This window comes from Pseudomonas sp. MCal1 (genome assembly GCF_026341415.1).
Classification (GTDB): domain Bacteria; phylum Pseudomonadota; class Gammaproteobacteria; order Pseudomonadales; family Pseudomonadaceae; genus Aquipseudomonas.
Genome location: NZ_JAKUMP010000012.1, coordinates 181190 through 203208, shown reverse-complemented (window position 1 = coordinate 203208; position 22019 = coordinate 181190). Strand labels below are relative to the sequence as shown.

At 62.2% G+C, this 22019-nt stretch carries 20 protein-coding genes and 1 other RNA gene; 10 read left to right on the top strand and 11 right to left on the bottom strand.

Annotation, left to right across the window (positions count from 1 at the left end; genetic code table 11):
* Positions 1 to 18: 18 nt before the first annotated feature.
* Together MKZ87_RS20865 and MKZ87_RS20860 are read left to right on the top strand one after the other, a co-directional pair.
* The gene (locus MKZ87_RS20865; protein WP_085702361.1) at positions 19 to 1803 is read left to right on the top strand and encodes a GspE/PulE family protein; all 1785 of its coding nucleotides are present in this window, start codon (positions 19 to 21) and stop codon (positions 1801 to 1803) included.
* A gap of 69 nt (positions 1804 to 1872) precedes the next feature.
* A complete protein-coding gene (locus tag MKZ87_RS20860; RefSeq protein ID WP_085702360.1) occupies positions 1873 to 2190 on the top strand; it encodes a DUF2388 domain-containing protein in 318 nt (105 codons plus the stop codon).
* A 103-nt stretch (positions 2191 to 2293) separates the two neighbouring features.
* Here the strand turns inward: MKZ87_RS20860 and gcvP are convergent, their stop codons facing one another.
* From gcvP to MKZ87_RS20810, 10 genes are all read right to left on the bottom strand, one after another.
* Positions 2294 to 5167 (bottom strand): aminomethyl-transferring glycine dehydrogenase, encoded by a 2874-nt coding sequence (gene gcvP / locus MKZ87_RS20855; RefSeq protein ID WP_085702359.1) that lies wholly within the window; start codon positions 5165 to 5167, stop codon positions 2294 to 2296.
* A gap of 134 nt (positions 5168 to 5301) precedes the next feature.
* On the bottom strand, positions 5302 to 5685 hold the full coding sequence (gene gcvH / locus MKZ87_RS20850) for a glycine cleavage system protein GcvH (protein WP_085702358.1): 384 nt from the start codon (positions 5683 to 5685) through the stop codon (positions 5302 to 5304).
* A gap of 49 nt (positions 5686 to 5734) precedes the next feature.
* Positions 5735 to 6817 carry a glycine cleavage system aminomethyltransferase GcvT gene (gene gcvT / locus MKZ87_RS20845; RefSeq protein ID WP_085696909.1) on the bottom strand — a complete coding sequence of 361 codons (1083 nt, stop codon included), beginning with the start codon at positions 6815 to 6817 and terminating at the stop codon, positions 5735 to 5737.
* A gap of 157 nt (positions 6818 to 6974) precedes the next feature.
* The gene (locus tag MKZ87_RS20840; RefSeq protein WP_085702357.1) at positions 6975 to 8591 is read right to left on the bottom strand and encodes an ABC transporter permease; all 1617 of its coding nucleotides are present in this window, start codon (positions 8589 to 8591) and stop codon (positions 6975 to 6977) included.
* Between the two features lie 157 nt (positions 8592 to 8748).
* Positions 8749 to 9753 carry an extracellular solute-binding protein gene (locus MKZ87_RS20835; RefSeq protein WP_085696907.1) on the bottom strand — a complete coding sequence of 335 codons (1005 nt, stop codon included), beginning with the start codon at positions 9751 to 9753 and terminating at the stop codon, positions 8749 to 8751.
* 137 nt (positions 9754 to 9890) lie between these two features.
* The gene (locus MKZ87_RS20830; RefSeq protein ID WP_176247713.1) at positions 9891 to 11108 is read right to left on the bottom strand and encodes a 2-octaprenyl-3-methyl-6-methoxy-1,4-benzoquinol hydroxylase; all 1218 of its coding nucleotides are present in this window, start codon (positions 11106 to 11108) and stop codon (positions 9891 to 9893) included.
* Positions 11109 to 11117: 9 nt separating this feature from the next.
* Positions 11118 to 11603 (bottom strand): DUF4442 domain-containing protein, encoded by a 486-nt coding sequence (locus tag MKZ87_RS20825; protein WP_266201918.1) that lies wholly within the window; start codon positions 11601 to 11603, stop codon positions 11118 to 11120.
* Positions 11596 to 12783, bottom strand: coding sequence for a 2-octaprenyl-6-methoxyphenyl hydroxylase (ubiH, locus tag MKZ87_RS20820; RefSeq protein ID WP_266201917.1), 1188 nt, complete (start codon positions 12781 to 12783; stop codon positions 11596 to 11598). The genes MKZ87_RS20825 and ubiH overlap by 8 nt, the downstream gene beginning before the upstream one ends.
* Positions 12780 to 14114 (bottom strand): Xaa-Pro aminopeptidase, encoded by a 1335-nt coding sequence (gene pepP, locus MKZ87_RS20815; protein ID WP_085696903.1) that lies wholly within the window; start codon positions 14112 to 14114, stop codon positions 12780 to 12782. Before pepP ends, ubiH begins: the two co-directional genes overlap by 4 nt.
* Positions 14115 to 14141: 27 nt before the next feature.
* On the bottom strand, positions 14142 to 14702 hold the full coding sequence (locus MKZ87_RS20810; protein WP_085696902.1) for a YecA family protein: 561 nt from the start codon (positions 14700 to 14702) through the stop codon (positions 14142 to 14144).
* A gap of 125 nt (positions 14703 to 14827) precedes the next feature.
* On the opposite strand from MKZ87_RS20810, the gene MKZ87_RS20805 reads away from it, so the two are divergent.
* The 4 genes from MKZ87_RS20805 (at position 14828) to MKZ87_RS20790 (ending at position 16246) form a co-directional block, all read left to right on the top strand.
* A complete protein-coding gene (locus tag MKZ87_RS20805) occupies positions 14828 to 15037 on the top strand; it encodes a TIGR02449 family protein (protein WP_007940359.1) in 210 nt (69 codons plus the stop codon).
* Complete coding sequence (locus MKZ87_RS20800) at positions 15034 to 15351, top strand: cell division protein ZapA (RefSeq protein ID WP_007951811.1); 318 nt, start codon at positions 15034 to 15036, stop codon at positions 15349 to 15351. The genes MKZ87_RS20805 and MKZ87_RS20800 overlap by 4 nt, the downstream gene beginning before the upstream one ends.
* A gap of 30 nt (positions 15352 to 15381) precedes the next feature.
* Positions 15382 to 15560, top strand: a non-coding RNA gene (gene ssrS, locus MKZ87_RS20795) — 6S RNA.
* Positions 15561 to 15640: 80 nt separating this feature from the next.
* Positions 15641 to 16246 (top strand): 5-formyltetrahydrofolate cyclo-ligase, encoded by a 606-nt coding sequence (locus MKZ87_RS20790; RefSeq protein WP_266201916.1) that lies wholly within the window; start codon positions 15641 to 15643, stop codon positions 16244 to 16246.
* A gap of 35 nt (positions 16247 to 16281) precedes the next feature.
* On the opposite strand, the gene MKZ87_RS20785 is transcribed toward MKZ87_RS20790, so the two are convergent.
* Complete coding sequence (locus MKZ87_RS20785) at positions 16282 to 16437, bottom strand: hypothetical protein (protein ID WP_007911192.1); 156 nt, start codon at positions 16435 to 16437, stop codon at positions 16282 to 16284.
* Positions 16438 to 16634: 197 nt separating this feature from the next.
* Between MKZ87_RS20785 and MKZ87_RS20780 the strand changes: the two genes are divergently transcribed.
* From MKZ87_RS20780 to MKZ87_RS20765, 4 genes are all read left to right on the top strand, one after another.
* The gene (locus tag MKZ87_RS20780; protein ID WP_085696900.1) at positions 16635 to 17084 is read left to right on the top strand and encodes an EVE domain-containing protein; all 450 of its coding nucleotides are present in this window, start codon (positions 16635 to 16637) and stop codon (positions 17082 to 17084) included.
* A gap of 121 nt (positions 17085 to 17205) precedes the next feature.
* On the top strand, positions 17206 to 18171 hold the full coding sequence (locus MKZ87_RS20775) for an HlyD family secretion protein (RefSeq protein ID WP_085696899.1): 966 nt from the start codon (positions 17206 to 17208) through the stop codon (positions 18169 to 18171).
* Positions 18168 to 20888 carry a ribosome-associated ATPase/putative transporter RbbA gene (gene rbbA, locus MKZ87_RS20770; RefSeq protein WP_266201915.1) on the top strand — a complete coding sequence of 907 codons (2721 nt, stop codon included), beginning with the start codon at positions 18168 to 18170 and terminating at the stop codon, positions 20886 to 20888. The genes MKZ87_RS20775 and rbbA overlap by 4 nt, the downstream gene beginning before the upstream one ends.
* Positions 20888 to 22006, top strand: coding sequence for an ABC transporter permease (locus MKZ87_RS20765; RefSeq protein ID WP_266201914.1), 1119 nt, complete (start codon positions 20888 to 20890; stop codon positions 22004 to 22006). The genes rbbA and MKZ87_RS20765 overlap by 1 nt, the downstream gene beginning before the upstream one ends.
* Positions 22007 to 22019: the final 13 nt, after the last annotated feature.

The window sequence follows — 22019 nt, the reverse complement described above, 5'->3', positions numbered from 1 at the left end:
CGTTCAAAAGGAGTCCGCATGCCCGTTCAACTTGCCACTCAGGACCGCTGGCTGGATCTCAATGAGGTACTGCGTGAACTGGTCGCCCAGGGTTTCATCTGCCAGGACTCGGCCGAGCAGGCGCTGAATGCCCGGCGCCGGCATGCCGCCCACGGTCAGAAGCACCCGCTGGAATTCATCGCCAGCCAGCAACTGGACGACCTCAGCCGTCCGGGCAAACACCTCGACCTGGAAAGCCTGACCCTGTGGCTGGCGCAGCAGGCCGGCCAGCCGTATCTGCGGATCGATCCACTGAAGATCAACGTCGCCGCCATCACACCGCTGATGTCCTATGCGTTTGCGCAGCGCCACAAGATCCTCGCGGTGTCGGTCGACCGCGACGCGGTCACTGTGGCCAGCGCCCAGCCCTACGTCAGCGGCTGGGAGGCGGATCTGACTCACGTCCTGAAACTGCCGATCAAACGGGTGGTGGCCAACCCCGCCGACATTCAGCGTTTCAGCGTCGAGTTCTTTCGTCTCGCCAAATCGGTCAGCGGCGCCAGCAATGCCGATGCGCAGGGCGGCAATCTCGGCAACTTCGAGCAACTGCTCAATCTCGGTGCCAGCGATCAGGAACCCGACGCCAACGACGCCCACATCGTCAATATCGTCGACTGGCTGTTCCAGTACGCCTTCCAGCAGCGGGCCAGCGATATCCACATTGAGCCCCGGCGCGAGCAAGGCACGGTGCGCTTTCGCATCGACGGCGTGCTGCACAACGTCTATCAATTTCCGCCGCAGGTGACGATGGCCATCGTCAGCCGCCTGAAAAGCCTCGGCCGGATGAACGTTGCCGAGAAGCGCAAACCCCAGGACGGCCGGGTCAAGACCAAGACCCCGGACGGCGGCGAAGTCGAGCTGCGCCTGTCGACCCTGCCCACCGCGTTCGGCGAAAAAATGGTGATGCGGATCTTCGACCCGGAGGTGCTGCTCAAGGATTTCGACCAGCTCGGGTTTTCCGCCGACGACCTGCGGCGCTGGCAGGACATGACCCGCCAGCCCAACGGCATCATTCTGGTCACGGGCCCGACCGGTTCGGGCAAGACCACCACGCTCTACACCACACTGAAAAAACTGGCGACCCCGGAGGTCAACCTCTGCACCATCGAGGATCCGATCGAGATGGTCGAGCCGGCGTTCAACCAGATGCAGGTCCAGCACAACATCGACCTGACCTTCGCCGCCGGCGTGCGCGCGCTGATGCGGCAGGATCCGGACATCATCATGATCGGCGAGATCCGTGACCTAGAGACCGCCGAAATGGCAATCCAGGCGGCATTGACCGGGCACCTGGTGCTCTCGACCCTGCACACCAACGATGCGCCGAGCGCCATCAGCCGCCTGCTGGAACTCGGCGTGCCGCATTACCTGATCAAGGCCACCGTGCTCGGGGTGATGGCGCAGCGACTGGTACGAACCCTGTGCCCGCACTGCAAGGCGCCGCTGACTCTGGACGAAGAAGACTGGCAAACCCTGACCCGGCCGTGGCAGGCGCCGCTGCCGGGCAATGCGCAACGGGCCATCGGTTGCCTGGAATGCCGCGACACCGGTTATCACGGTCGTGCCGGGGTCTACGAAATCATGCAACTGAGCGACAGCCTCAAGGCCTTGATCAGCACCGACACCGATCTCACCGCGATCCGCCGGCAGGCGTTCAAGGAAGGCATGCGCAGCCTGCGATTGTCCGGCGCACAGAAAGTCGCGGCAGGGCTGACAACCCTTGAGGAAGTGTTGCGGGTGACACCCCAGAGCGAGCAGAAATAGCCGCTCACGGAACCGGATCGGGGAAACGGCGATCCAACCGGTTATTCAACACCAGTGGAGTCACCCAACATGCATCTCAAACTTGCTGTCGCCACCCTTGCCCTGCTGTCTCTGCCTGTTGGTTCGGCAATGGCCGACAGCTTTTGGCGTAACGTCATTTCGTCCGGTGCCACCACCGGCTCGACCTACCTGACCTTCAAGGATCACAAACTGATCGTTGCCGCCCAGGACGATGCCGGCAGCTTCGTCGCCAGTGACGGCGGTATCCGTGGCCCGTACCTGGAAGCGGCGATGCAGAAAGTCCGCGCCGACAATCCGGGCCTGCAGGCAACGGACATGGAACTGGCGAACGCGATTCTGGCGAAGAACGCCGTGGCGTCGGAATAACTTTCCGGACAGACAAAAATGCCGCTCACACGAGCGGCATTTTTGTGCCCGCAGTTTCCGGTTCGCCCTGACCCGCTCCCACGGTCGAGGCATACGCGAAAGATCAGCGGTAATCGTCCACCGGCACGCAGGCGCAGAACAGGTTGCGGTCGCCGTAGACGTTATCGACCCGGTTCACCGCCGGCCAATACTTGTGCGCCTTGGTGTGAGCATCCGGCGTGATGCCCTGCTCGATGCTGTAAGGCCGATCCCACACGCCGGTGATATCGGCCAAGGTGTGTGGCGCCCGCTTGAGCGGGTTGTCTTCGGCCGGCCAGTTGCCGTTCTGCACCTCGGTGATTTCTGCGCGGATGCTCAGCATGGCGCCGATGAAGCGATCCAGTTCGGCCTTGGACTCACTTTCGGTCGGCTCGACCATCAGGGTGCCCGGCACCGGGAACGACATGGTCGGCGCGTGGAAGCCGTAATCCATCAGGCGTTTGGCGACGTCTTCCTCGCTGATGCCGGTGGCGGCCTTGAGCGGCCGCAGATCCAGAATGCATTCGTGGGCGACCCGCTCGTTGCGCCCGGTGTACAGAACGGGGAAAGCGCCGGACAGGTGCTGCGCCAGGTAATTCGCCGCGAGGATCGCCACTTCGCTGGCGTCCGCCAGTTGCGGCCCCATCATCGCGATGTACATCCAGCTGATCGGCAGAATGCTCGCACTGCCCCATGGGGCGGCGCTGACCGCTCCATTCTGCGGTTGCGGCCCGTCGATCGGAATCACCGGATGGTTGGCAACAAATGGCGCCAGATGCGCACGCACGCCAATCGGCCCCATGCCCGGCCCGCCTCCGCCATGGGGAATGCAGAAGGTCTTGTGCAGGTTCATGTGTGATACGTCGGCGCCGATGTCCGCCGGCCGCGCCAGCCCGACCTGGGCGTTGAGGTTGGCGCCGTCCATGTACACCTGGCCGCCGTGCTTGTGGATAACTTCGCAGATTTCGTTGATGCCTTCCTCGTACACGCCGTGGGTCGACGGATAGGTCGCCATCAGGCACGACAGCCTGGCGCCAGCCTCGGACGCCTTGGCTTTCAAATCTTCCAGATCAACGTTGCCGGCCTCGTCGCACTCGACAATCACCACGTGCATCCCGGCCATCTGCGCCGAGGCCGGGTTGGTGCCGTGGGCCGAGGAAGGAATCAGACAAATATCCCGCCCGCCCTGCTGGCGGCTCTCATGGTATTTGCGGATCGCCAGCAACCCGGCGTACTCGCCCTGGGCGCCGGAGTTGGGCTGCATGCAGATCGCATCGAACCCGGTGATCGCGCACAGCCAGCGCTCCAGCTCTTCGATCATCAGCGTGTAACCGACAGCCTGCTCCCGGGGAACGAACGGGTGCAGATTGGCGAACTGCGGCCAGGTGATCGGGATCATCTCGCTGGTGGCGTTGAGTTTCATGGTGCAGGAGCCCAGCGGGATCATCGACTGGTTGAGCGCTAGATCCTTGTTTTCCAGTTGCTTGAGGTAGCGCAGCATCTCGGTTTCGCTGTGGTGGGCGTTGAACACCGGGTGGCGCAGGTACGGCGTGCTGCGTTGCAGCGTGTCGGGAATGCCGGAGACCAGCGTTTCGCCGTCGAGATCATCGACGCTCAACCCGTGATCGGCGCCCAGCAGCACATCGAACAGCCTGGCCACGGTGGTTTCATCACAGGCCTCGTCGAGGCTCAGCCCCAGTTGGCCACGACCGAGGATGCGCAGGTTGATCTGCGCGGACCGGGCACTTTCAATGATCGCGGTTTGCGCCCCGCCGACGTCCAGCGTGAGGGTGTCGAAGAAGTGTTCGTTGAGGCGCTTGATGCCATGGCGTTCAAGTCCGGCGGCGAGAATGCAGGTCAGCCGGTGCACGCGCTGGGCGATTCGTTTCAGTCCTTCCGGGCCGTGATAGACCGCATAGAAACTGGCGATGTTGGCCAGCAACACCTGGGCGGTGCAAATGTTCGAATTGGCTTTCTCCCGGCGAATGTGCTGCTCGCGGGTTTGCAGGGCCATGCGCAGCGCGACGTTGCCACGGGCATCTTTCGACACGCCGATGATCCGCCCGGGAATTGCCCGTTTGTATTCCTCGCGACTGGCGAAAAACGCCGCGTGCGGGCCTCCATAACCCATTGGTACACCGAAGCGCTGGGATGAGCCGAACACCACGTCCGCACCCAGTTCGCCCGGCGGGGTCAGCAGCAACAGGCTGAGCAGATCCGCCGCCACGCAGGCCAGCGCCTGCTGCGCGTGCAGGTGGTCGATCAGCGGCCGCAGGTCGCGAACTTCGCCGTGGGTGTCGGGGTATTGCAGCAGCGCGCCGAACACCTGGTGCTGCTTCAAGTTATCCACAGTGTCGACGATCAGCTCGAAACCGAAGCCTTCGGCGCGGGTCTGCACCACGGAAATGGTCTGGGGATGACAGTTTTCGTCGACGAAGAACAGATTGCTTTTTGACTTCGCCACCCGCTTGGCCAGAGCCATGGCTTCCGCGGCGGCAGTGGCTTCATCGAGCAGGGAGGCGTTGGCCAGTTCAAGGCCGGTGAGGTCGATGGTCAGTTGCTGAAAGTTGAGCAACGCTTCGAGCCTGCCCTGGGCGATTTCCGGTTGGTAAGGCGTGTAGGCGGTGTACCAGCCGGGATTTTCCAGCACGTTACGCAGGATGACGGTCGGCGTCAGGGTGCCGTGGTAGCCCATGCCGATCAGGCTGGTCCAGACCTGATTCTGTTCGGCATAACCGCGCAGCTTGGCCAGCGCCGCCTGTTCGTCCAGCGCCGGCGGCAGGTCCAGCTCGCGGTTGAGGCGAATGCCCGGCGGCACGGTCTGTTCGATCAGTTCGACCCGGCTGCCGAGGCCGAGGCTGTCGAGCATCGCCTGCTGCTCGGCGGCATCCGGGCCGAGGTGGCGGCGCAGGAAGGCATGGGGATCGCGTAACTGGCTCAGGGATGGCAACTGGGACATGACGGGCTCTCTCTTGGCTGGCGGCTCGGCGTCAATGCAACACGGTCAAACCAGCATAGCAGCCACCCCGACGGCAAAAGTCCCGGGCAGAAAAAAGCCCCGACGGGTCGGGGCCTTGGGATCTGGCCTGCAGCTTATTCGCCGATGGCGGCCTTGTAGGCGGCAGCGTCGAGCAGTTTGTCCAGCTCGGACTTGTCGCTTGGCTTGAGCTTGAAGATCCACGCGGCGTACGGATCGTTGTTCAGCTCTTCCGGCGAACCGGCCAGGTCTTCGTTGACGGCAATCACTTCGCCACCAACCGGGGAATAGATGTCGGAAGCAGCCTTGACCGATTCGACGACGCCGGCGGCATCACCGGCGGCGAACACCTTGCCCACTTCTGCCAGCTCGACAAACACCACATCACCCAACGCTTCCTGGGCGTGATCGCTGATGCCCACGGTGACAGTGCCGTCGGCTTCCAGGCGCGCCCATTCATGACTTTCGGCAAAACGCAGTTCAGCTGGGATGTTGCTCATGCTCGGTGTCCTCAAGAAATTGTCAGCGGTCGTGCCCGCCGGAAAAGGTTTAGATCAAGGTTTTGCCGTGACGGACAAAGGTCGGTTTGACCACGCGTACCGGATACCACTTGCCACGGATTTCCACTTCGGCGCGGTCGGCAGTCGCCATCGGTACACGCGCCAGGGCAATCGACTTGCTAAGCGTAGGAGAGAAACTACCACTGGTGATCTCTCCTTCGCCAACATCTGCGATACGAACCACCTGATGCGCACGCAAAACCCCGCGTTCCTCAAGCACCAGGCCGACCAGTTTGTGCTGCACGCCGGCGGTTTTTTCCGCTTCCAGCGCATCACGTCCGATGAATCGGCGCGTGGCCGGTTCCCAGGCGATGCTCCAGGCCATGTTCGAGGCCAGTGGCGAAACGTCCTGATGGATGTCCTGACCGTAGAGGTTCATCCCCGCTTCCACCCGCAAGGTGTCGCGAGCGCCGAGGCCAATGGGAGAAATGCCGGCGCCCACCAGATCGTTGAAAAATCCCGGAGCCTGATCGGCCGGCAGGGCGATTTCCAGACCGTCCTCACCGGTATAGCCGGTGCGCGCAATGAACCAGTCGCCGTCGACGTGGCCTTCAAAAGGCTTGAGCATCTGGATCAGATTGGCGCGGGACTGGGTCACCAGTTCGGCAATCTTGTGCCGGGCATGGGGGCCTTGAATGGCGAGCATCGCCAGCTCGGAGCGTTCGTGCATTTGCACATCGAAGCTGCCCAACTGTGCCTGCATCCAGGCCAGATCCTGATCGCGGGTGGAGGCGTTGACCACCAGGCGATAACCGTCCTCGAGACGGTAGACGATCATGTCGTCGACGATACCGCCGCGCTCGTTGAGCATGGTGCTGTACAACGCACGGCCGGGGCTGTGCAGACGTTCGACGTCGTTGGCCAGCAAATGCTGGAGCCAGACCTTGGCCTGGGGGCCGGTGACATCGATCACGGTCATGTGGGAAACATCGAACACCCCGCAATCGCGACGCACTTCGTGATGCTCCTCGACCTGCGAGCCGTAATGCAGGGGCATGTCCCAACCGCCAAAATCGACCATCTTCGCGCCAAGGGCGAGATGCAGGTCATACAGAGGCGTACGCTGTCCCATGGGTTTCTCCTTCCGGGCGTGGCGAAGGTGCGGAACGCTGCTGCACGGATCGGAAAACCCCGTAAAAAAGGGCTTTCAGCCGATTTCAGCGACAGGGTCTGTCAGACGGACCGCACCGAATGCCGCGCATTGTAGCCGCATGATTCAGGACTCACTACTAAGTGTTTCGATGCGCCGAGCGGCGAATAAGTCCGACAACCGGCAACAGACCGACCAGCACCAGGGTCAATGCCGGCAGCGACGCCCTCGCCCATTCGCCTTCGCTGGTCATTTCGAAGATCCGCACCGCCAGCGTGTCCCAGCCAAACGGGCGCATCAGCAGGGTCGCGGGCATTTCCTTGAGCACATCGACGAACACCAGCAACGCGGCGCTGAGCGTGCCGGGCAGCAACAGCGGCAGATACACTTTGAAAAACAGTCGCGGCCCACTGACACCCAGGCTGCGTGCCGCTTCAGGCAAAGAAGGCCGTATACGCGCCAGACTGCTTTCCAGCGGCCCATAGGCCACCGCCACGAACCGCACCAGATACGCCAGCAGCAACGCCGCCAGACTGCCCAGCAGCAAGGGTTTGCCCGCACCGCCAAGCCAGCCGGACAGTGGAATCACCAACTCCCGATCCAGATAACTGAACGCAAGCATGATCGACACCGCCAGCACCGAGCCCGGCAAGGCATAACCGAGATTGGCCAGACCGACCGCAGAGTTGATCGTCCGGGTTGGCGCCAGACGCCGGGCGAACGCCAGCAACATCGCAACGCCGACCGTGATCAGCGCCGCCATGCCGCCCAGATATAACGTGTGGAGAATCAGCCCGGCGTAGCGCTCATCCAGATCGAATCGCCCGCGCTGCCAGAACCACACCACCAGTTGCAGCACCGGAATGACAAACGCACAGGCGAACACCAGACCGCACCAGCCGCTCGCCGCCCAGGCCTTTGGCCCGCGCAAGTGATACAGCGCCTTGACCCGTGGTCGCTCGTTGCTTGCCCGATTGGCGCCGCGCGCGCGACGTTCGCCGTACAGCACCAGCATCACCACCAGCAACAGCAGGCTGGCCAGTTGCGCGGCGCTCGGCAGGCTGAAGAAGCCGTACCAGGTCTTGTAGATCGCGGTGGTGAAGGTGTCGAAGTTGAACACCGAGACCGCCCCGAAATCCGCCAGGGTTTCCATCAACGCCAGCGCCACACCGGCACCGATGGCCGGCCGCGCCATCGGCAACGCCACGCGCCAGAACGCCTGCCACGGCGACTGGCCGAGCACTCGCGCGGCTTCCATCAAGCCCTTGCCCTGCGCCAGGAACGCGGTGCGCGCCAGCAGGTAAACGTAGGGATAAAACACCAGCACCAACACCAGAATCACGCCACCGGTAGAGCGCACTCGCGGCAGGCGCAGGCCGCTGCCGAACCATTCGCGCAGCAGGGTCTGCACGGGACCTGCGAAGTCCAGCAGGCCGACGAAGACGAACGCCAGCACGTAGGCCGGGATGGCGAACGGCAGCATCAGCGCCCAGTCGAGCCAGCGTCGTCCGGGGAATTCGCAGAGGCTGGTGAGCCAGGCAAGGCTCACGCCGATCAGCGTCACACCGACACCGACGCCGAAGACCAGTGTCAGCGTATTGCCCAGCAGGCGCGGCATCTGGGTTTCCCACAGGTGCGACCAGATCTGCTGATCGATGGTTTGCCATGAGAGCAGGAGCACGCTGAGAGGGAGCAACACCAACGCGGCGATGGCGAAGACGATGGGGTACCAGCGGCGTTGGGCGGGGTGGGCCAATGAAACAGTCTCATTCAAATGTGTGTGCCCACGCTTTGCGTGGGCACACATCCTGTGACGCTCCGCATCACGCTATCGTTGATGCGACGCAGAGCGTCGGGGGCCTGCATTCCCACGCAGTCGGTTCGACGTGGGAATGATCAAAAAAAGTGAAAACTCAGTTCCAACCCGCCCGATCCATCATCCGGATCGCTTCAGCCTGACGCTTGCCCGCCACTTCAACCGGCAGCGTATCAGCCACGAACTCCCCCCAAGCCGCCACTTCGTCCGAAGGTTTCACCGCCGGATTCGCCGGGAACTCCTGGTTCACATCGGCAAAGATCTTCTGCGCTTCAGGCGTGGTCATCCACTCGACCAGCGCCTTGGCCGCTTCCGGGTGTGGTGCGTGTCTGGTCAGGCCGATACCCGACAGATTGACGTGTACACCGCGATCCGCCTGGTTCGGCCAGAACAGTTTCACCGGCAGTTCCGGCTTCTGCTTGTGCAGGCGCCCGTAATAGTAGGTGTTGACGATGCCGACGTCGCACTGGCCGGCGTTGATCGCTTCCAGCACCGCGACGTCGTCGGAGAACACGTCGGTGGACAGGTTGTTGACCCAGCCCTTGAGGATCTTCTCGGTCTTCTCGGCGCCGTGCACTTCGATCATGGTGGCGGTCAGCGACTGGTTGTAGACCTTCTTCGCCGTGCGCAGGCACAGGCGGCCTTCCCAGTTCTTGTCGGCCAATGCTTCGTAAGTGGTCAGTTCACCCGGTTTCACCCGTTCGGTGGAATAGGCGATGGTCCGCGCGCGCAGGCTCAGGCCGGTCCAGGCGTGGCTGGACGAGCGATATTGCAGGGGAATGTTGGCGTCGATGGTTTTCGAGGTGAAGGGCTGGAGAATGCCCATCTGCTCGGCCTGCCAGAGGTTACCGGCATCGACGGTCAGCAGCAGGTCGGCGGTGGCGTTCTCGCCTTCGGCCTTGATCCGCTGCATGAGCGGCGCTTCCTTGTCGGTAATGAACTTGATCTTCACCCCGGTCTTGGCGGTGTAGGCATCGAACACCGGTTTGATCAGTTCATCGATACGCGAGGAGTAGACCACCACCTCGTCGGCGGCCTGGGCGGCGGTGCTGCCGATCAGGGTCAGGGCCAGTGCGGTCAGAACACGCTTGGATGCCAACATGGGAGCGGTCTCTCGGTCGGGAAAAGTGGCCCAAATGATAAGGACTCACATTTGCGAGCTCAATCGAACACTTTCCCAAGGAGTTACCAGATGTTGCACAGCCCGAAACTTCCGGCGCCGTCAGCCTCAATAGAGCACTAAGGTTTAGCCAGGACTGGAAGGTCCCCGGTCAGCCCCAATGCTTCACGCACGAACAACGCCTTGGCCTCTGGCATCTGCTCGACGATTTTCAGGCCGGTGTTGCGCAACCAGCGCAATGGCAACGGATCGGCCTGGAACAACCGCTCGAACCCCTCCATCGCCGCCATCAGTGCCAGGTTGTGCGGCATGCGCCGGCGCTCGTAGCGGCTCAGGACTTTCACGTCCGCCAGGCGTTCGCCGCGTTCGTGCGCTTGCAGCAGCACTTCAGCCAGCACGGCGGCATCGAGGAAGCCGAGGTTCACGCCCTGCCCCGCCAACGGGTGAATGGTGTGCGCCGCATCGCCGATCAGCGCCAGGCCTTCGGCCACGTAACGTTTGGCGTGGCGTTGACGCAGCGGCACGCACAGGCGCGGGTCGGCGCTGATGACTTCGCCAAGGCAGCCTTCGAACGCTCGCTCCAGCTCACGGCAGAAATCCGCTTCATCCAGCGCCATCAATCGCTCGGCCTCGCTCGGCGTGGTCGACCAGACGATCGAGCACCAGTCCTGCTGACCGTTACGCTCAAGCGGCAGAAACGCCAGCGGCCCGTGATCGGTGAAACGCTGCCACGCGGTCATCCGGTGCGGTTTGCTGCTGCGCACGCTGGTGACGATGGCGTGATGCAGGTAATCCCACTCACGGGTGGCGACGCCGGTCAGACGGCGCACGGCGGAATTGGCCCCGTCCGCCGCAATCACCAGCGGTGCGCGCAAAGTGCGGCCGTCGGCCAGGGTCAGCAGCCAGTCGTCACCGGAGCGGCGCATCTGCTCCAGCCGCGCGTTGGCCAGCAGGCCCATGTCGCAATCGTGCAGACGGTCGAGCAAGGCATCCTGAACCACGCGGTTTTCGACGATATGCCCGAGCACATCGGCGTGTACGCTGCTGGCCGAGAAGTGAATCTGGCCGGTGCCGCTGCCGTCCCAGACGTGCATGTCGGTGTAAGGGCTGCTGCGTCGGTTGACGATGCCGTCCCACACGCCGAGGCGATCGAGGATGCGCTGGCTGGCCGCCGACAGTGCGCTCACCCGTGGCTCGAACGGCGCATCGCCATTGAAGGGTTTGACGCTCAACGGGCTGCCGTCGAGCAACAGCACTTCCAGTCCGCTGCCCTGCAACGCCAGCGCCAGGGCACTGCCGACCATTCCGGCTCCGACAATCAGCACATCCGCGCGCATTTCCATGCTTTAAGCCTGTCTCGCTGGCGGCTTGAGCCGCACGTAAAGGGTTTTACCGACCCGCGCCACCAGGTTGCCGGCGCCGTCATGAATATCGACCTGCAACTGCGGCAGGTACTTTTCGCCACTGGCGGTCTGCCGACGGATCTCGTCGAGCAACGTGTCGTCGATGTGGAACCGGGCGAACACCGGACCTTTGCCTGGCGCTATGAAATCAATGTCGGCGGCCTTGTCCCAGACGATGTACCGCGAGCCGAGGTTTTCCATGAGCATCAACATGAAGAACGGATCGACCATCGAATACAGACTGCCGCCGAACTGGGTGCCGACGTAATTGCGGTTGTACCAGCCCAGGCCCATCGAGACCTGAATGTCACGAAAGTCATCGCTGATGTGCTTCACCCGGACACCCGCGCCGAAGTACGGCGGGTAGAACGTCATGATCCAGCGCATCAGCCGCGCCTTGCCAAACCGTCTGATCAGCCACTCACGCATCCGGCCGCGTCCCCAGCCCCATGGCCTGACGGGCGAACCAGCGTTTGGCCGGCGGCAGCAGATCGAGGCCGAGCAGGCCGATGTTGCGTCCCAGTGATACCAGCGGCTGGGTACTGCCGAACAGCCGCGTGACCTGATCGGAGAAGCCGACGGTGAGGTCCTGATCGAGACGCTGACGCTCGCGATAAGCCTGCAACGTGGCGAAATCCCCCAGCGGTTTGTCGCTGGTCAGCAGCGCGGCGGCCAGCGCATCGGCATCGCGCAGGGACAGGTTGAAACCCTGCCCGGCAATCGGGTGCAGACTGTGGGCGGCGTTGCCGAGAACGGCCAGATGCGAACGCACCTGCTCTTCGGCTTCCACCAGCGCCAGCGGGTACAGATACCGTGCGCCGACCTGTTTCAGGGTGCCGAGGCGATAACCGAACACGCCTTGCAGTTCGCTGAGGAAATCCCGCTCGCTCAGGTCCGCCAGACGTTGCGCGTCCATGCCCAGACGGGTCCAGACCAGCGCGCAACGGTTTTCCGGCAGCGGCAGCAGCGCCATCGGGCCTTCGTCGGTGAAGCGCTCGAACGCCATGCCGTTGTGGGCTTCGCTCGGGGTGATGTTGGCGATCAGTGCGCTCTGGTTATAGGGGCGCTTGCGTACGTTGATGCCCAGTTGCTCACGCAGACCGGAACGGCCGCCATCGGCGAGCACCGCCAGATCGCACTCGACCGTGGTCTCATCGTTGAGGGTCAGGCGATAGCCGTCCGGCAACGGTTCCATGCGGGAGACTTCTGCCGGGCAGCGCCAGCTGATCACATCTTTGTCGAGGTGCTGCCACAGGCACTGACCGAGCCAGGCGTTTTCCACTACATAACCAAGTGCCGGAACGCCCTCTTCCATCGCCGACAGTCGGGCGGTGGAAAAGCGCCCACGGTCGGACACGTGAATCTGTTTGATCGGCTCGGCGCGGCGGGAGATTTCCTGCCACACACCCAGCCGCTGATAAATCTGTCGCGAGCCGAAGGACAGCGCCGAGGAACGCGCGTCGTAGCTTGGCTGCCAGGTGTTCCCGGGGGCGAACGGTTCGATCAGCACGATCTTCCAGCCACGGGCCTTGGCCCCGGCCTGCAAGGCCAACGCCAGACTGGCGCCGACCAGACCGCCACCGATGATTGCCAGATTGACCCGGCTCATGCCGCGCAGGTCCGTGCTTGCGCCATCAGGGCTTCGATCTCGGCGACGGTTTTCGGCACGCCGCCGGTCAGGATTTCACAACCGCTCTTGGTCACTACCACGTCATCCTCGATGCGCACGCCAATGCCGCGCCATTTTTTCGCTACGTTCTGATTGTCCGGGGCGATGTAGATGCCCGGCTCCACGGTCAGCGCCATGCCGACTTCCAGCACCCGCCATTCACCGCCGACCTTGTACTCGCCGACGTCATGCACATCCATCCCGAGCCAGTGGCCGGCGCGGTGCATGTAAAACGCCTTGTAGGCCTCGGAGGCGATCAATTCGTCGACTTCGCCCTGCAACAGCCCCAGCTTCACCAGCCCGGCGGTAATGACCCGAACCGTGGCCTCGTGCGCCTGGTTCCAGTGTTTGTTCGGAGCGATTTCAGCGAACGCTGCTTCCTGCGAGGCCAATACCAATTCGTAGATCGCTTTCTGCTCGGCGGAAAACTTGCCGTTGACCGGCCAGGTGCGGGTGATGTCGCTGGCGTAGCAGTCGATTTCGCAGCCAGCGTCGATCAGTACCAGATCGCCGTCCTTGAGCAACGCGTCATTCTGCTGGTAATGCAGGATGCAGCTGTTGCGCCCGGCAGCGACGATCGAACCGTAGGCCGGCATTTTCGCCCCGCCCTTGCGGAACTCGTAATCGAGCTCGGCTTCGAGGCTGTACTCGTACAGGCCGGCACGGCTGGCCTGCATTGCCCGGATGTGGGCCTGGGCGGAAATCCGCGCCGCTTCGCGCATCACCTTCACTTCTGCCGCCGATTTATACAGACGCATGTCGTGCAGCAGGTGATCCAGGGCAACGAATTCGTTCGGCGGCTGGGCGCCGAGATGCGCCTTGGAACGGATCACGTTGATCCAGTCCATCAGGTGGCGGTCGAACTCCGGGTTGCTGCCCATGGCCGAATACACCCGGTCGCGGCCTTCAATCAGGCCCGGCAGGATGTCGTCGATATCGGTGATGGGGAAAGCGTCGTCGGCGCCAAAATCGCGAATCGCGCCTTCCTGGCCGGCGCGCAGACCGTCCCAGAGTTCGCGTTCGGCATTGCGTTCACGGCAAAACAGCACGTACTCGCCGTGTTCGCGACCGGGCATCAGGACGATGACCGCCTGTGGCTCGGGGAAACCGCTGAGGTACTGGAAGTCGCTGTCCTGGCGATAGACATGCTCGACGTCGCGGTTGCGGATGGCGACCGCGGCGGCAGGCAGGATCGCGATGCTGTTGGGTTCCATCTGCGCCATCAGCGCCTTGCGGCGCCGGGCGTATTCCGCTTTCGGGATATGGATCATGGGCAGATGGCTTTCCCTGGCACGCGATCAGTGCAGCGACGGCTTGGCCGCTGGCGGCACGTCGGCCTTTTTGGTTTCGGAGAACAGCAGCAGCGGCGCTACACGCAGGTACTCCATGACTTCCATATAGTCGCTTTCGCCGTCTTCGGACTCTTCCAGTGCGTCTTGCACCTGGGAGATTGCTGCAAGATCCTGCAACACTTCGGTGGCTTCGGTGCTCAGCATGCTGCTGTCGCGGCAGTTCAGGCCGAAACCGGTGAGGAAGCCCTGGCACCATTCGCCCAGCGCGGCGGCGCGCTCGGTCAGCGGAGCGTCATCGTTCGGCAGCAGCAGAACCACGGTGATATCGTCGCCGGTGAGTTCGCTCTTGACCATCTCCTGCAGACCGATCAGCGCGTTGCGGACGTTGTCCTGCGGCTCGCTTTCGAGCAGCTCGGCAGCATCGATCAGCCATTCTTCGGCATTGAAGCCGGCGCCGGCGCAACTGCGACCCAGCAACAGGCCGTGCAGTTCGGCAGGCGAAACGGAGTGACCGCTGGAATTGAGCAGGGTGGCAAAGCCTTGGTACGGGGAATTCTGAATGGGCATGGGCAGCTAGGCGCCAGACGGCGCTATGTCTAGAATGAAGGCCTTGTATCCTACATCGACAGACTCGCCAAGACCATTAAAGGCTGTCCGCCAGCCAAACCCATCAGACCGAATCAGTGGACACAATGGAAGACACCGACCTGCAAGCGCTGATGGCCAGACTCGAACTGCTGATTACCCGAGTCGAGCAACTAAAAAGTCAAAATGCACTCTTACTTGCTCAGGAAAAGACCTGGCGCGAGGAACGCGCGCACCTCATTGAAAAAAACGAAATCGCCCGGCGTAAGGTCGAATCGATGATTTCGCGCCTCAAGGCCCTGGAGCAAGACTCATGAGTTCAAGCAATAGCGTTACCGTGCAGATCCTCGACAAAGAGTATTCGATCATCTGTCCCCAGGAAGAGCGCAGCAATCTGATCAGCGCCGCCCGCTACCTGGACGGCAAGATGCGCGAGATTCGCAGCAGCGGCAAAGTCATCGGCGCCGACCGCATCGCCGTGATGGCCGCGCTGAACATCACCCACGATCTCTTGCACAAAGAAGAGCGTCCGGACATCCAGGCCAGCGGTTCGACCCGTGAACAGGTGCGTGACTTGCTCGATCGTGTCGATCTGGTGCTGGCCGACGATCCGGACATCAGCAAGGGCTGATTCACCAGGCCGCTTGAGTTATACTCGCCGCACTCCCTGGGGTGCTTGCCAGTTGACGATGTCCCTGAGCCGATTTGCACTACCCTGGGGGTTGCACGTTGGGCTGGTGTGCATGTCCGCCAGACGGAAAGCCTTAAAGCCTACTGCATCCTCCACCTTGAACTCTCGGGTTCAAGGGCTAAGTCGACAGCGGCTCATCCGGGGAGCCTGATTCGAATCCGATGCCGGTGCATGCCGGCATCGGATTTTTTATGCGTACGTTTTCGTCCCACCCTGCCGAAGCCGAACCATGACCGAACCCGCGTTGCTGCCCCGCCCCCAACTGCGCCGCCTGCTGCGCAAGGCCCGCCGCTCTCTGACGCCGAGCCAGCAACGCCAGGCCGCCGAAGGCCTGTACAAGCAACTGGCACAAGACCCGCACTTTCGCCGGGCCAAACACATTTCCCTGTACCTGCCCTCCGACGGTGAGATCGACCCGCGCCTGTTGCTGCGCGCAGCCCAGCGGCGTGGCAAGAAAACCTACCTCCCGGTGCTCAGTGCCTGGCCGAGGACCAAAATGGTCTTTCAACAGATCCGCCCAGGCGAAAAACTCAAGCCCAACCGTTTTCGCATCCTTGAGCCGCGCGCCAATCTGGCCCGTCAGCGCAAGGTCTGGGCACTGGATCTGGTGTTGTTGCCACTGGTGGGATTCGACGATGTCGGCGGGCGCCTGGGCATGGGCGGCGGATTCTACGACCGCAGCCTGGCGTATCTGGCCCGACGCCAGAACTGGCGCAAGCCTACACTGCTGGGTCTGGCCCATGAATGTCAGAAAGTCGGACGTCTCGCGCAAGCGAGCTGGGATGTACCGTTGCAGGGAACGGTGACAGACAAGGCATGGTATTTCGCGGGATAGACGCCGCGCGGATCAGCGGCGTCGAAAAGGCAGTTTCAGCGTTTGAAGGCTGTCGACTGTTGTACTTGTTGCGCCACTTCAATCGGAGCATCGGCCTTGTTGGCCCACAGACTTTGCGCATAACCGGTGGTCACGACGCCCAGACCGAACAAAATAACCAAAGTCCACAGCAAATCCGGTTTGCGTTTCATCGATTGCCCCCCTCAAGGCACATCATCACGATGACAGCAGCGGTTTCCATTCGTAGGCCGTGCAGCAGCGTCAAGCTTTAAAGGCCGGCATTTTGCGACAACGTGAACCGCTGCGCAAATGCTGACGTCAACCGACCGTCGGTTTGTCATAAAATTGCCCGACAACCTGCCCAACGACCGCTTGAGGAGCACACACCATGGCCTACTGGCTGATGAAATCCGAGCCCGACGAGCTCTCGATCAAGGGTTTGGAAAAGCTCGGTAAAGCGCGCTGGGACGGGGTTCGCAACTATCAGGCACGTAATTTCTTGCGGGCCATGGCAGTAGGGGACGAATTCTTTTTCTACCACTCCAGCTGCCCGGAGCCGGGAATTGCCGGGATCGGCAAAATCATTCAGGCCGCGTACCCGGATCCCACCGCAATGGATCCGCAAAGCCATTATTTCGACCCGAAAGCCACGCCAGAGAAAAACGCCTGGAGCGCGATTGACGTCGCCCATGTGGAGACGTTCAGCCGGGTCTTGAAGCTGGATTATCTGAAACAGCAGACCGCACTGGCCGAAATGCCGCTGGTACAAAAGGGCTCGCGACTGTCGGTGATGCCAGTGACGGCCGAGCAGTGGGCGGCAGTACTCGGTTTGCGCTGAGAGACCTCGGCCCTTGCGGCTGACATGACTCAGCGCTGCTGCTTCGCCGACATTTGACCGACATCAAGCGATGCCATCGCTTAACCCGTCAGACTGAACGCCCAAGACGCAGGATGCCCTCATGTCAACGCATCGACGCTCCTCTCTGATATACGCCGGCGCCCTCATTCTGTTGTTGATGGCGGCCGGAGGCTTCGGCTACTGGAAGTCCATGAGCAACCGCCTTCCCGAGGGGCTCCACAGCGCAAACGGGCGACTTGAGGCAACGCAAGTGCAGATCGCCAGCAAGACCCCGGGACGTCTCGCCGAGGTCTTGGTCGACGAAGGCGACAAGGTCAGCAAAGGGCAACTGCTTGCGCGAATGGACACCCGAACCCTCGAGGCCCAGCGTAATCAGGCCGAAGCCGAGGTTATCCGCGCCCGCGAGAACCTCGCCGCCGCCCAGGCCAACGTGCAGTTACGCCTGAGCGAGCAACTGCTGGCCCAGCAAGAACTTGGCCGCTCGCAGTCGTTGTTCAAGCACGGTTTTGTCAGCGCGCAGGTCATCGATCAATTGCAATCAAGGATCGGCACCGCTAACGCTGCTGTGACTGCAGCCCGGGCGCAGGTCGCTGCAGTCAGCGCGGCCATCGGTGCAGCCCAGGCCCAGGTTGCGCAACTGGCCAGCGAGATCGATGACAGCCGTCTGCGCGCGCCGATCGACGGGCTGATCCAGTTGCGCATGGCCGAACCCGGCGAAGTGCTGGGTGCCGGCGGCCGAGTCCTGCTGCTGATCGATCCCGGCGACCAATACATGAATCTTTACTTGTCGGCTTCCGTCGCCGGGCGTCTGGCGGTCGGCGATGAAGCGCGGATCCTGCTCGACGCCCTGCCCGATCAGGCCTTGCCGGCGAAAGTCAGTTTCGTGGCGGCCAAATCACAATTCACACCCAAAGAGGTCGAAACCCGCGACGAGCGACAAAAACTGGTCTTTCGCGTCAAGCTGCGCCTGACCCGACCTGGCGACGTCCCCCAGGCCAAGCCCGGCATGCCCGGCGCGGGCTATGTGCGCACCGCGCCGATCGACTGGCCGGCCAATCTGCAATGAACAGCGTCGCGGTTCACGCGAACGCCATCACTCACCGCTATGGCGAGCGGCAAGCCCTGAATGGCATTGCGTTCGACCTGCCGACCGGTACCCGCTGCGGCTTGATCGGCCCCGACGGCGCAGGCAAATCCAGTCTGTTGGGGCTGATTGCGGGCGTGAAAACCCTTCAGCAAGGGCAACTGGAAGTGCTTGGCGGTCCGATCCAGGATCGCAGCCACCGCAACACGCTGTACGCGCGCATCGCTTTCATGCCGCAAGGATTGGGCGGCAACCTGTACCCGGAACTGTCGATCCGCGAGAACGTGCATTTTTTCGCCACCTTGTTCGGCCTCTCTGCAGACGAAAGCGCCCAGCGCCTGCACAACCTGTTGCTCGCGACCGATCTGCTGAGGTTCGCCGATCGACCAGCCGGCAAACTTTCCGGCGGCATGAAACAGAAACTCGGACTGTGTTGCGCACTGATCCACGAACCGGATCTGCTGATCCTCGACGAGCCGACCACCGGCGTCGATCCGCTTTCACGCCGCAAGTTCTGGGAGTTGATCGACGATGTTCGACGCCAACGACCGCAGCTGACCCTGCTGGTCGCCACGGCCTACATGGAGGAAGCAGAGCAGTTCGAGCATTGCCTGATGCTCGACGGCGGGCGGATGATCGCCACCGGTTTGAGCCGCGAACTGGCCGCTGTCACGCCCAGCGGCAAGCTGGATGACGCCTTCACTCATTTCCAGGGTGACAGCCGTCACACCACTCAACCACTGCAGATCCCGCCTCGCACTGGCAACGCCGATATTGCCATCGAAGCTCATGACCTGACGTTGCGTTTCGGCGACTTTACGGCCGTGGATCACGTCAGCTTCGCCATCGGGCGAGGCGAGATTTTCGGTTTCCTTGGCTCCAATGGCTGCGGCAAGACCACCACAATGAAAGTCCTGACCGGACTGATGCCTGCCAGCGAAGGTAGCGCAACGCTGCTGGGCAATCCGGTGGATGCGAAGGATCTGGCCACGCGCAAACGGGTCGGATTCATGTCTCAGAGCTTTTCGCTGTATGGCGAACTCAGCGTCCGGCAGAACCTTGAACTGCACGCGCGCCTGTTCGACTTGCCGAAAACCGAGAGCGCCCAGCGCATCGACGCGCTGATTCAACGCTTCGATCTGCACGGTGTCGCCAATCAATCGTCCGGGGCCTTGCCGCTGGGAATACGCCAGCGCCTGTCACTGGCGGTGGCGGTCTTGCACAGCCCGGAAGTGCTGATTCTGGATGAGCCGACCTCCGGAGTTGATCCCGCGGCGCGAGACGATTTCTGGCGCCTGTTGATCGAGCTGTCCCGTGATCAAGGCGTGACCATTTTCCTCTCCACCCATTTCATGAACGAAGCTCAGCGTTGCGACCGCATCTCGCTGATGCACGCGGGCAAAGTGCTGGCCTGTGACACGCCGACGGCACTGCAACAACAGTTTGGCGGCAAGTCCCTGGAGGCAGCGTTCGTGACCTGCCTTGAACAGGCTCAGGGCGACGCCGAAACCGCCCCGCCCCCCGAGCCGTCACCGCCCCCGAAAGCGCCGGCCGGTTCCGTCAAGGAACGGGTTTTCAGTTTCGGTCGTCTGACGGCAGTGGCTCGCCGCGAAGGCAAAGAGCTGGTCCGCGACAAAGTGCGCATGGCGTTTGCACTGCTGGGTGCGATTTTCATGATGGTGATTTTTGGCTTCGGGATTTCCCTGGATGTGGAGAACCTGGCCTTTGCCGTGTATGACCAGGATCAAACGCCACAAAGCCGCGCCTATCTGGAGGCCTTTCGCGGCTCCCGCTATTTCGCCGAACAGCCGCCCATCGAAGATCCACAGGCTCTGCACCGTCGGCTGCAACGTTCGGAAATCAAACTGGCGCTGGAGATCCCGCCCGGCTTCGGCCGCGACCTGTACGCCGGGCATCGGCCGGAGGTCGCGGCGTGGCTGGATGGCGGCATGCCCTTTCGCGCCGAGACCAGTCGCAACTACGTCGAGGCCGTTCATCTGGCCAATCTTGAGCAACTTGCCGAACAAAGCAGCCCGGCCTTGACCCTGTCAGCCCCGGCCACGCTGCAGACCCGCTTTCGCTATAACCAGGATGTGGTCAGCGTCAATGCCATCGGTCCCGGCGTGATGGCGCTGATTCTGGCCTTCATTCCGGCGATGCTGACGGCGCTCGGCATCGTGCGCGAGAAAGAGCTGGGCTCAATCACCAACTTCTACGCCACGCCCCTGACCCGCCTCGAATTCCTCCTGGGCAAACAAATGCCTTATCTGCTGGTCAGCCTGGTCAACCTCGCCGTGCTCACGGCCATGAATCGCTGGTTGTTCGGCGTGCCCTTCAAGGGCAGCCTGCCGACCCTTGCGTTCGGCGGGCTTTTGTATGTACTGGCCACCACCAGCATGGGCCTGCTGATTTCAGCGTTCACCCGAACACAGATTGCGGCGATCCTCGGCACCATGATCATCACCAGCCTGCCGACCATTCAGTTCTCGGGTCTGATCGTGCCGCGTTCTTCGCTGGAAGGGGCCGCCGCCGTGATGGGCGTGCTGTTTCCGGCCGGTCACTTCCTCGACATCGCCGTAGGAACGTTCACCAAAGCTCTGGACCTGCGCCAGCTCTGGCCACAATGCCTGGCGCTGGGCGGCTTTTTTATCGGGTTCACCGGTTTGAGCCTGATCATGCTGAAAAAGCAGGAGGCCTGATGCACAAGCTCGCACATATCCTGCGATTGGGCCTCAAGGAGCTGACGAGCCTGCGCCATGACAGCGTACTACTGCTGTTCCTGTTCTATGCCTTCACCGTGGCCATCTATATGCCAGCCGCCGGTTCGGTGATCGGTGTGCATAACGCCAGCGTGGCGATTGTCGACGAGGATCACAGCGCCCTTTCGCGCCAATTGGCCGAGGCGCTGCAACCTCCGGAATTCCAGACGCCGGTACCGCTGCCCTACGAGCAACTGGATGAAGTCATGGATAGCGGCCGATACACGTTCGTCATCAACATCCCCGCCAGTTTTCAGACAGACCTGCTCGCGGGTCGCCAGCCAGCCCTGCAGGTCAACGTCGACGCCACCGCCATGAGTCAGGCGTTCATGGGCGCCGGCTACATCAGCCGGATATTTCAACGTGAGTTATTGGCTTACTCAGGCCAGGGTGATGTGCAGACCGGGTCTGCGGTGCAACTGACGACTCGAGCCCTGTTCAATACCAATCTTGAGGGCGGTTGGTTTCTGGCCGTGATTCAGATCGTCAACAACATCACTATTCTGGCGATTGTTCTGACCGGCACCGCGCTCCTGCGCGAGCGCGAACACGGCACACTGGATCATTTGCTGGTGCTGCCGCTGACCGCACTGGAAATCATGCTGGCGAAAGTCTGGAGCAATCTGCTGGTGGTGGTGCTATGCACCTGGCTGTCCCTGGAAGTGATTGTCAAAGGTGCGTTGGGCGTACCTTTATCCGGCTCATTGAGCCTGTTCTTGCTGGTTACGGCCGTTTATCTGTTCGCCAGCACCGCGCTGGGCATATTTCTGGCAACGCTGGCGCGTTCGACACCGCAGTTCGGCCTGCTGGCCATCCCGGTGATTATCCCGATGTTGCTGTTGTCCGGCGGCAGTACACCGCTGGACAGCATGCCGCAGTGGTTGCAATGGGTCATGCAAGGGTCACCGTCCACCCACTTCGTCAGCCTCGGCACCGCGATCCTGTTCCGCGACGCCGGGCTGAGCGTGGTGTGGCCTGACTTGCTGGCGCTGGTCGTCATCGGTTTGCTGTTCTTTTTCATCGCCCTGGCACGGTTTCGCAAGAGCCTGGCGTCCTGAACAACCGAGACAA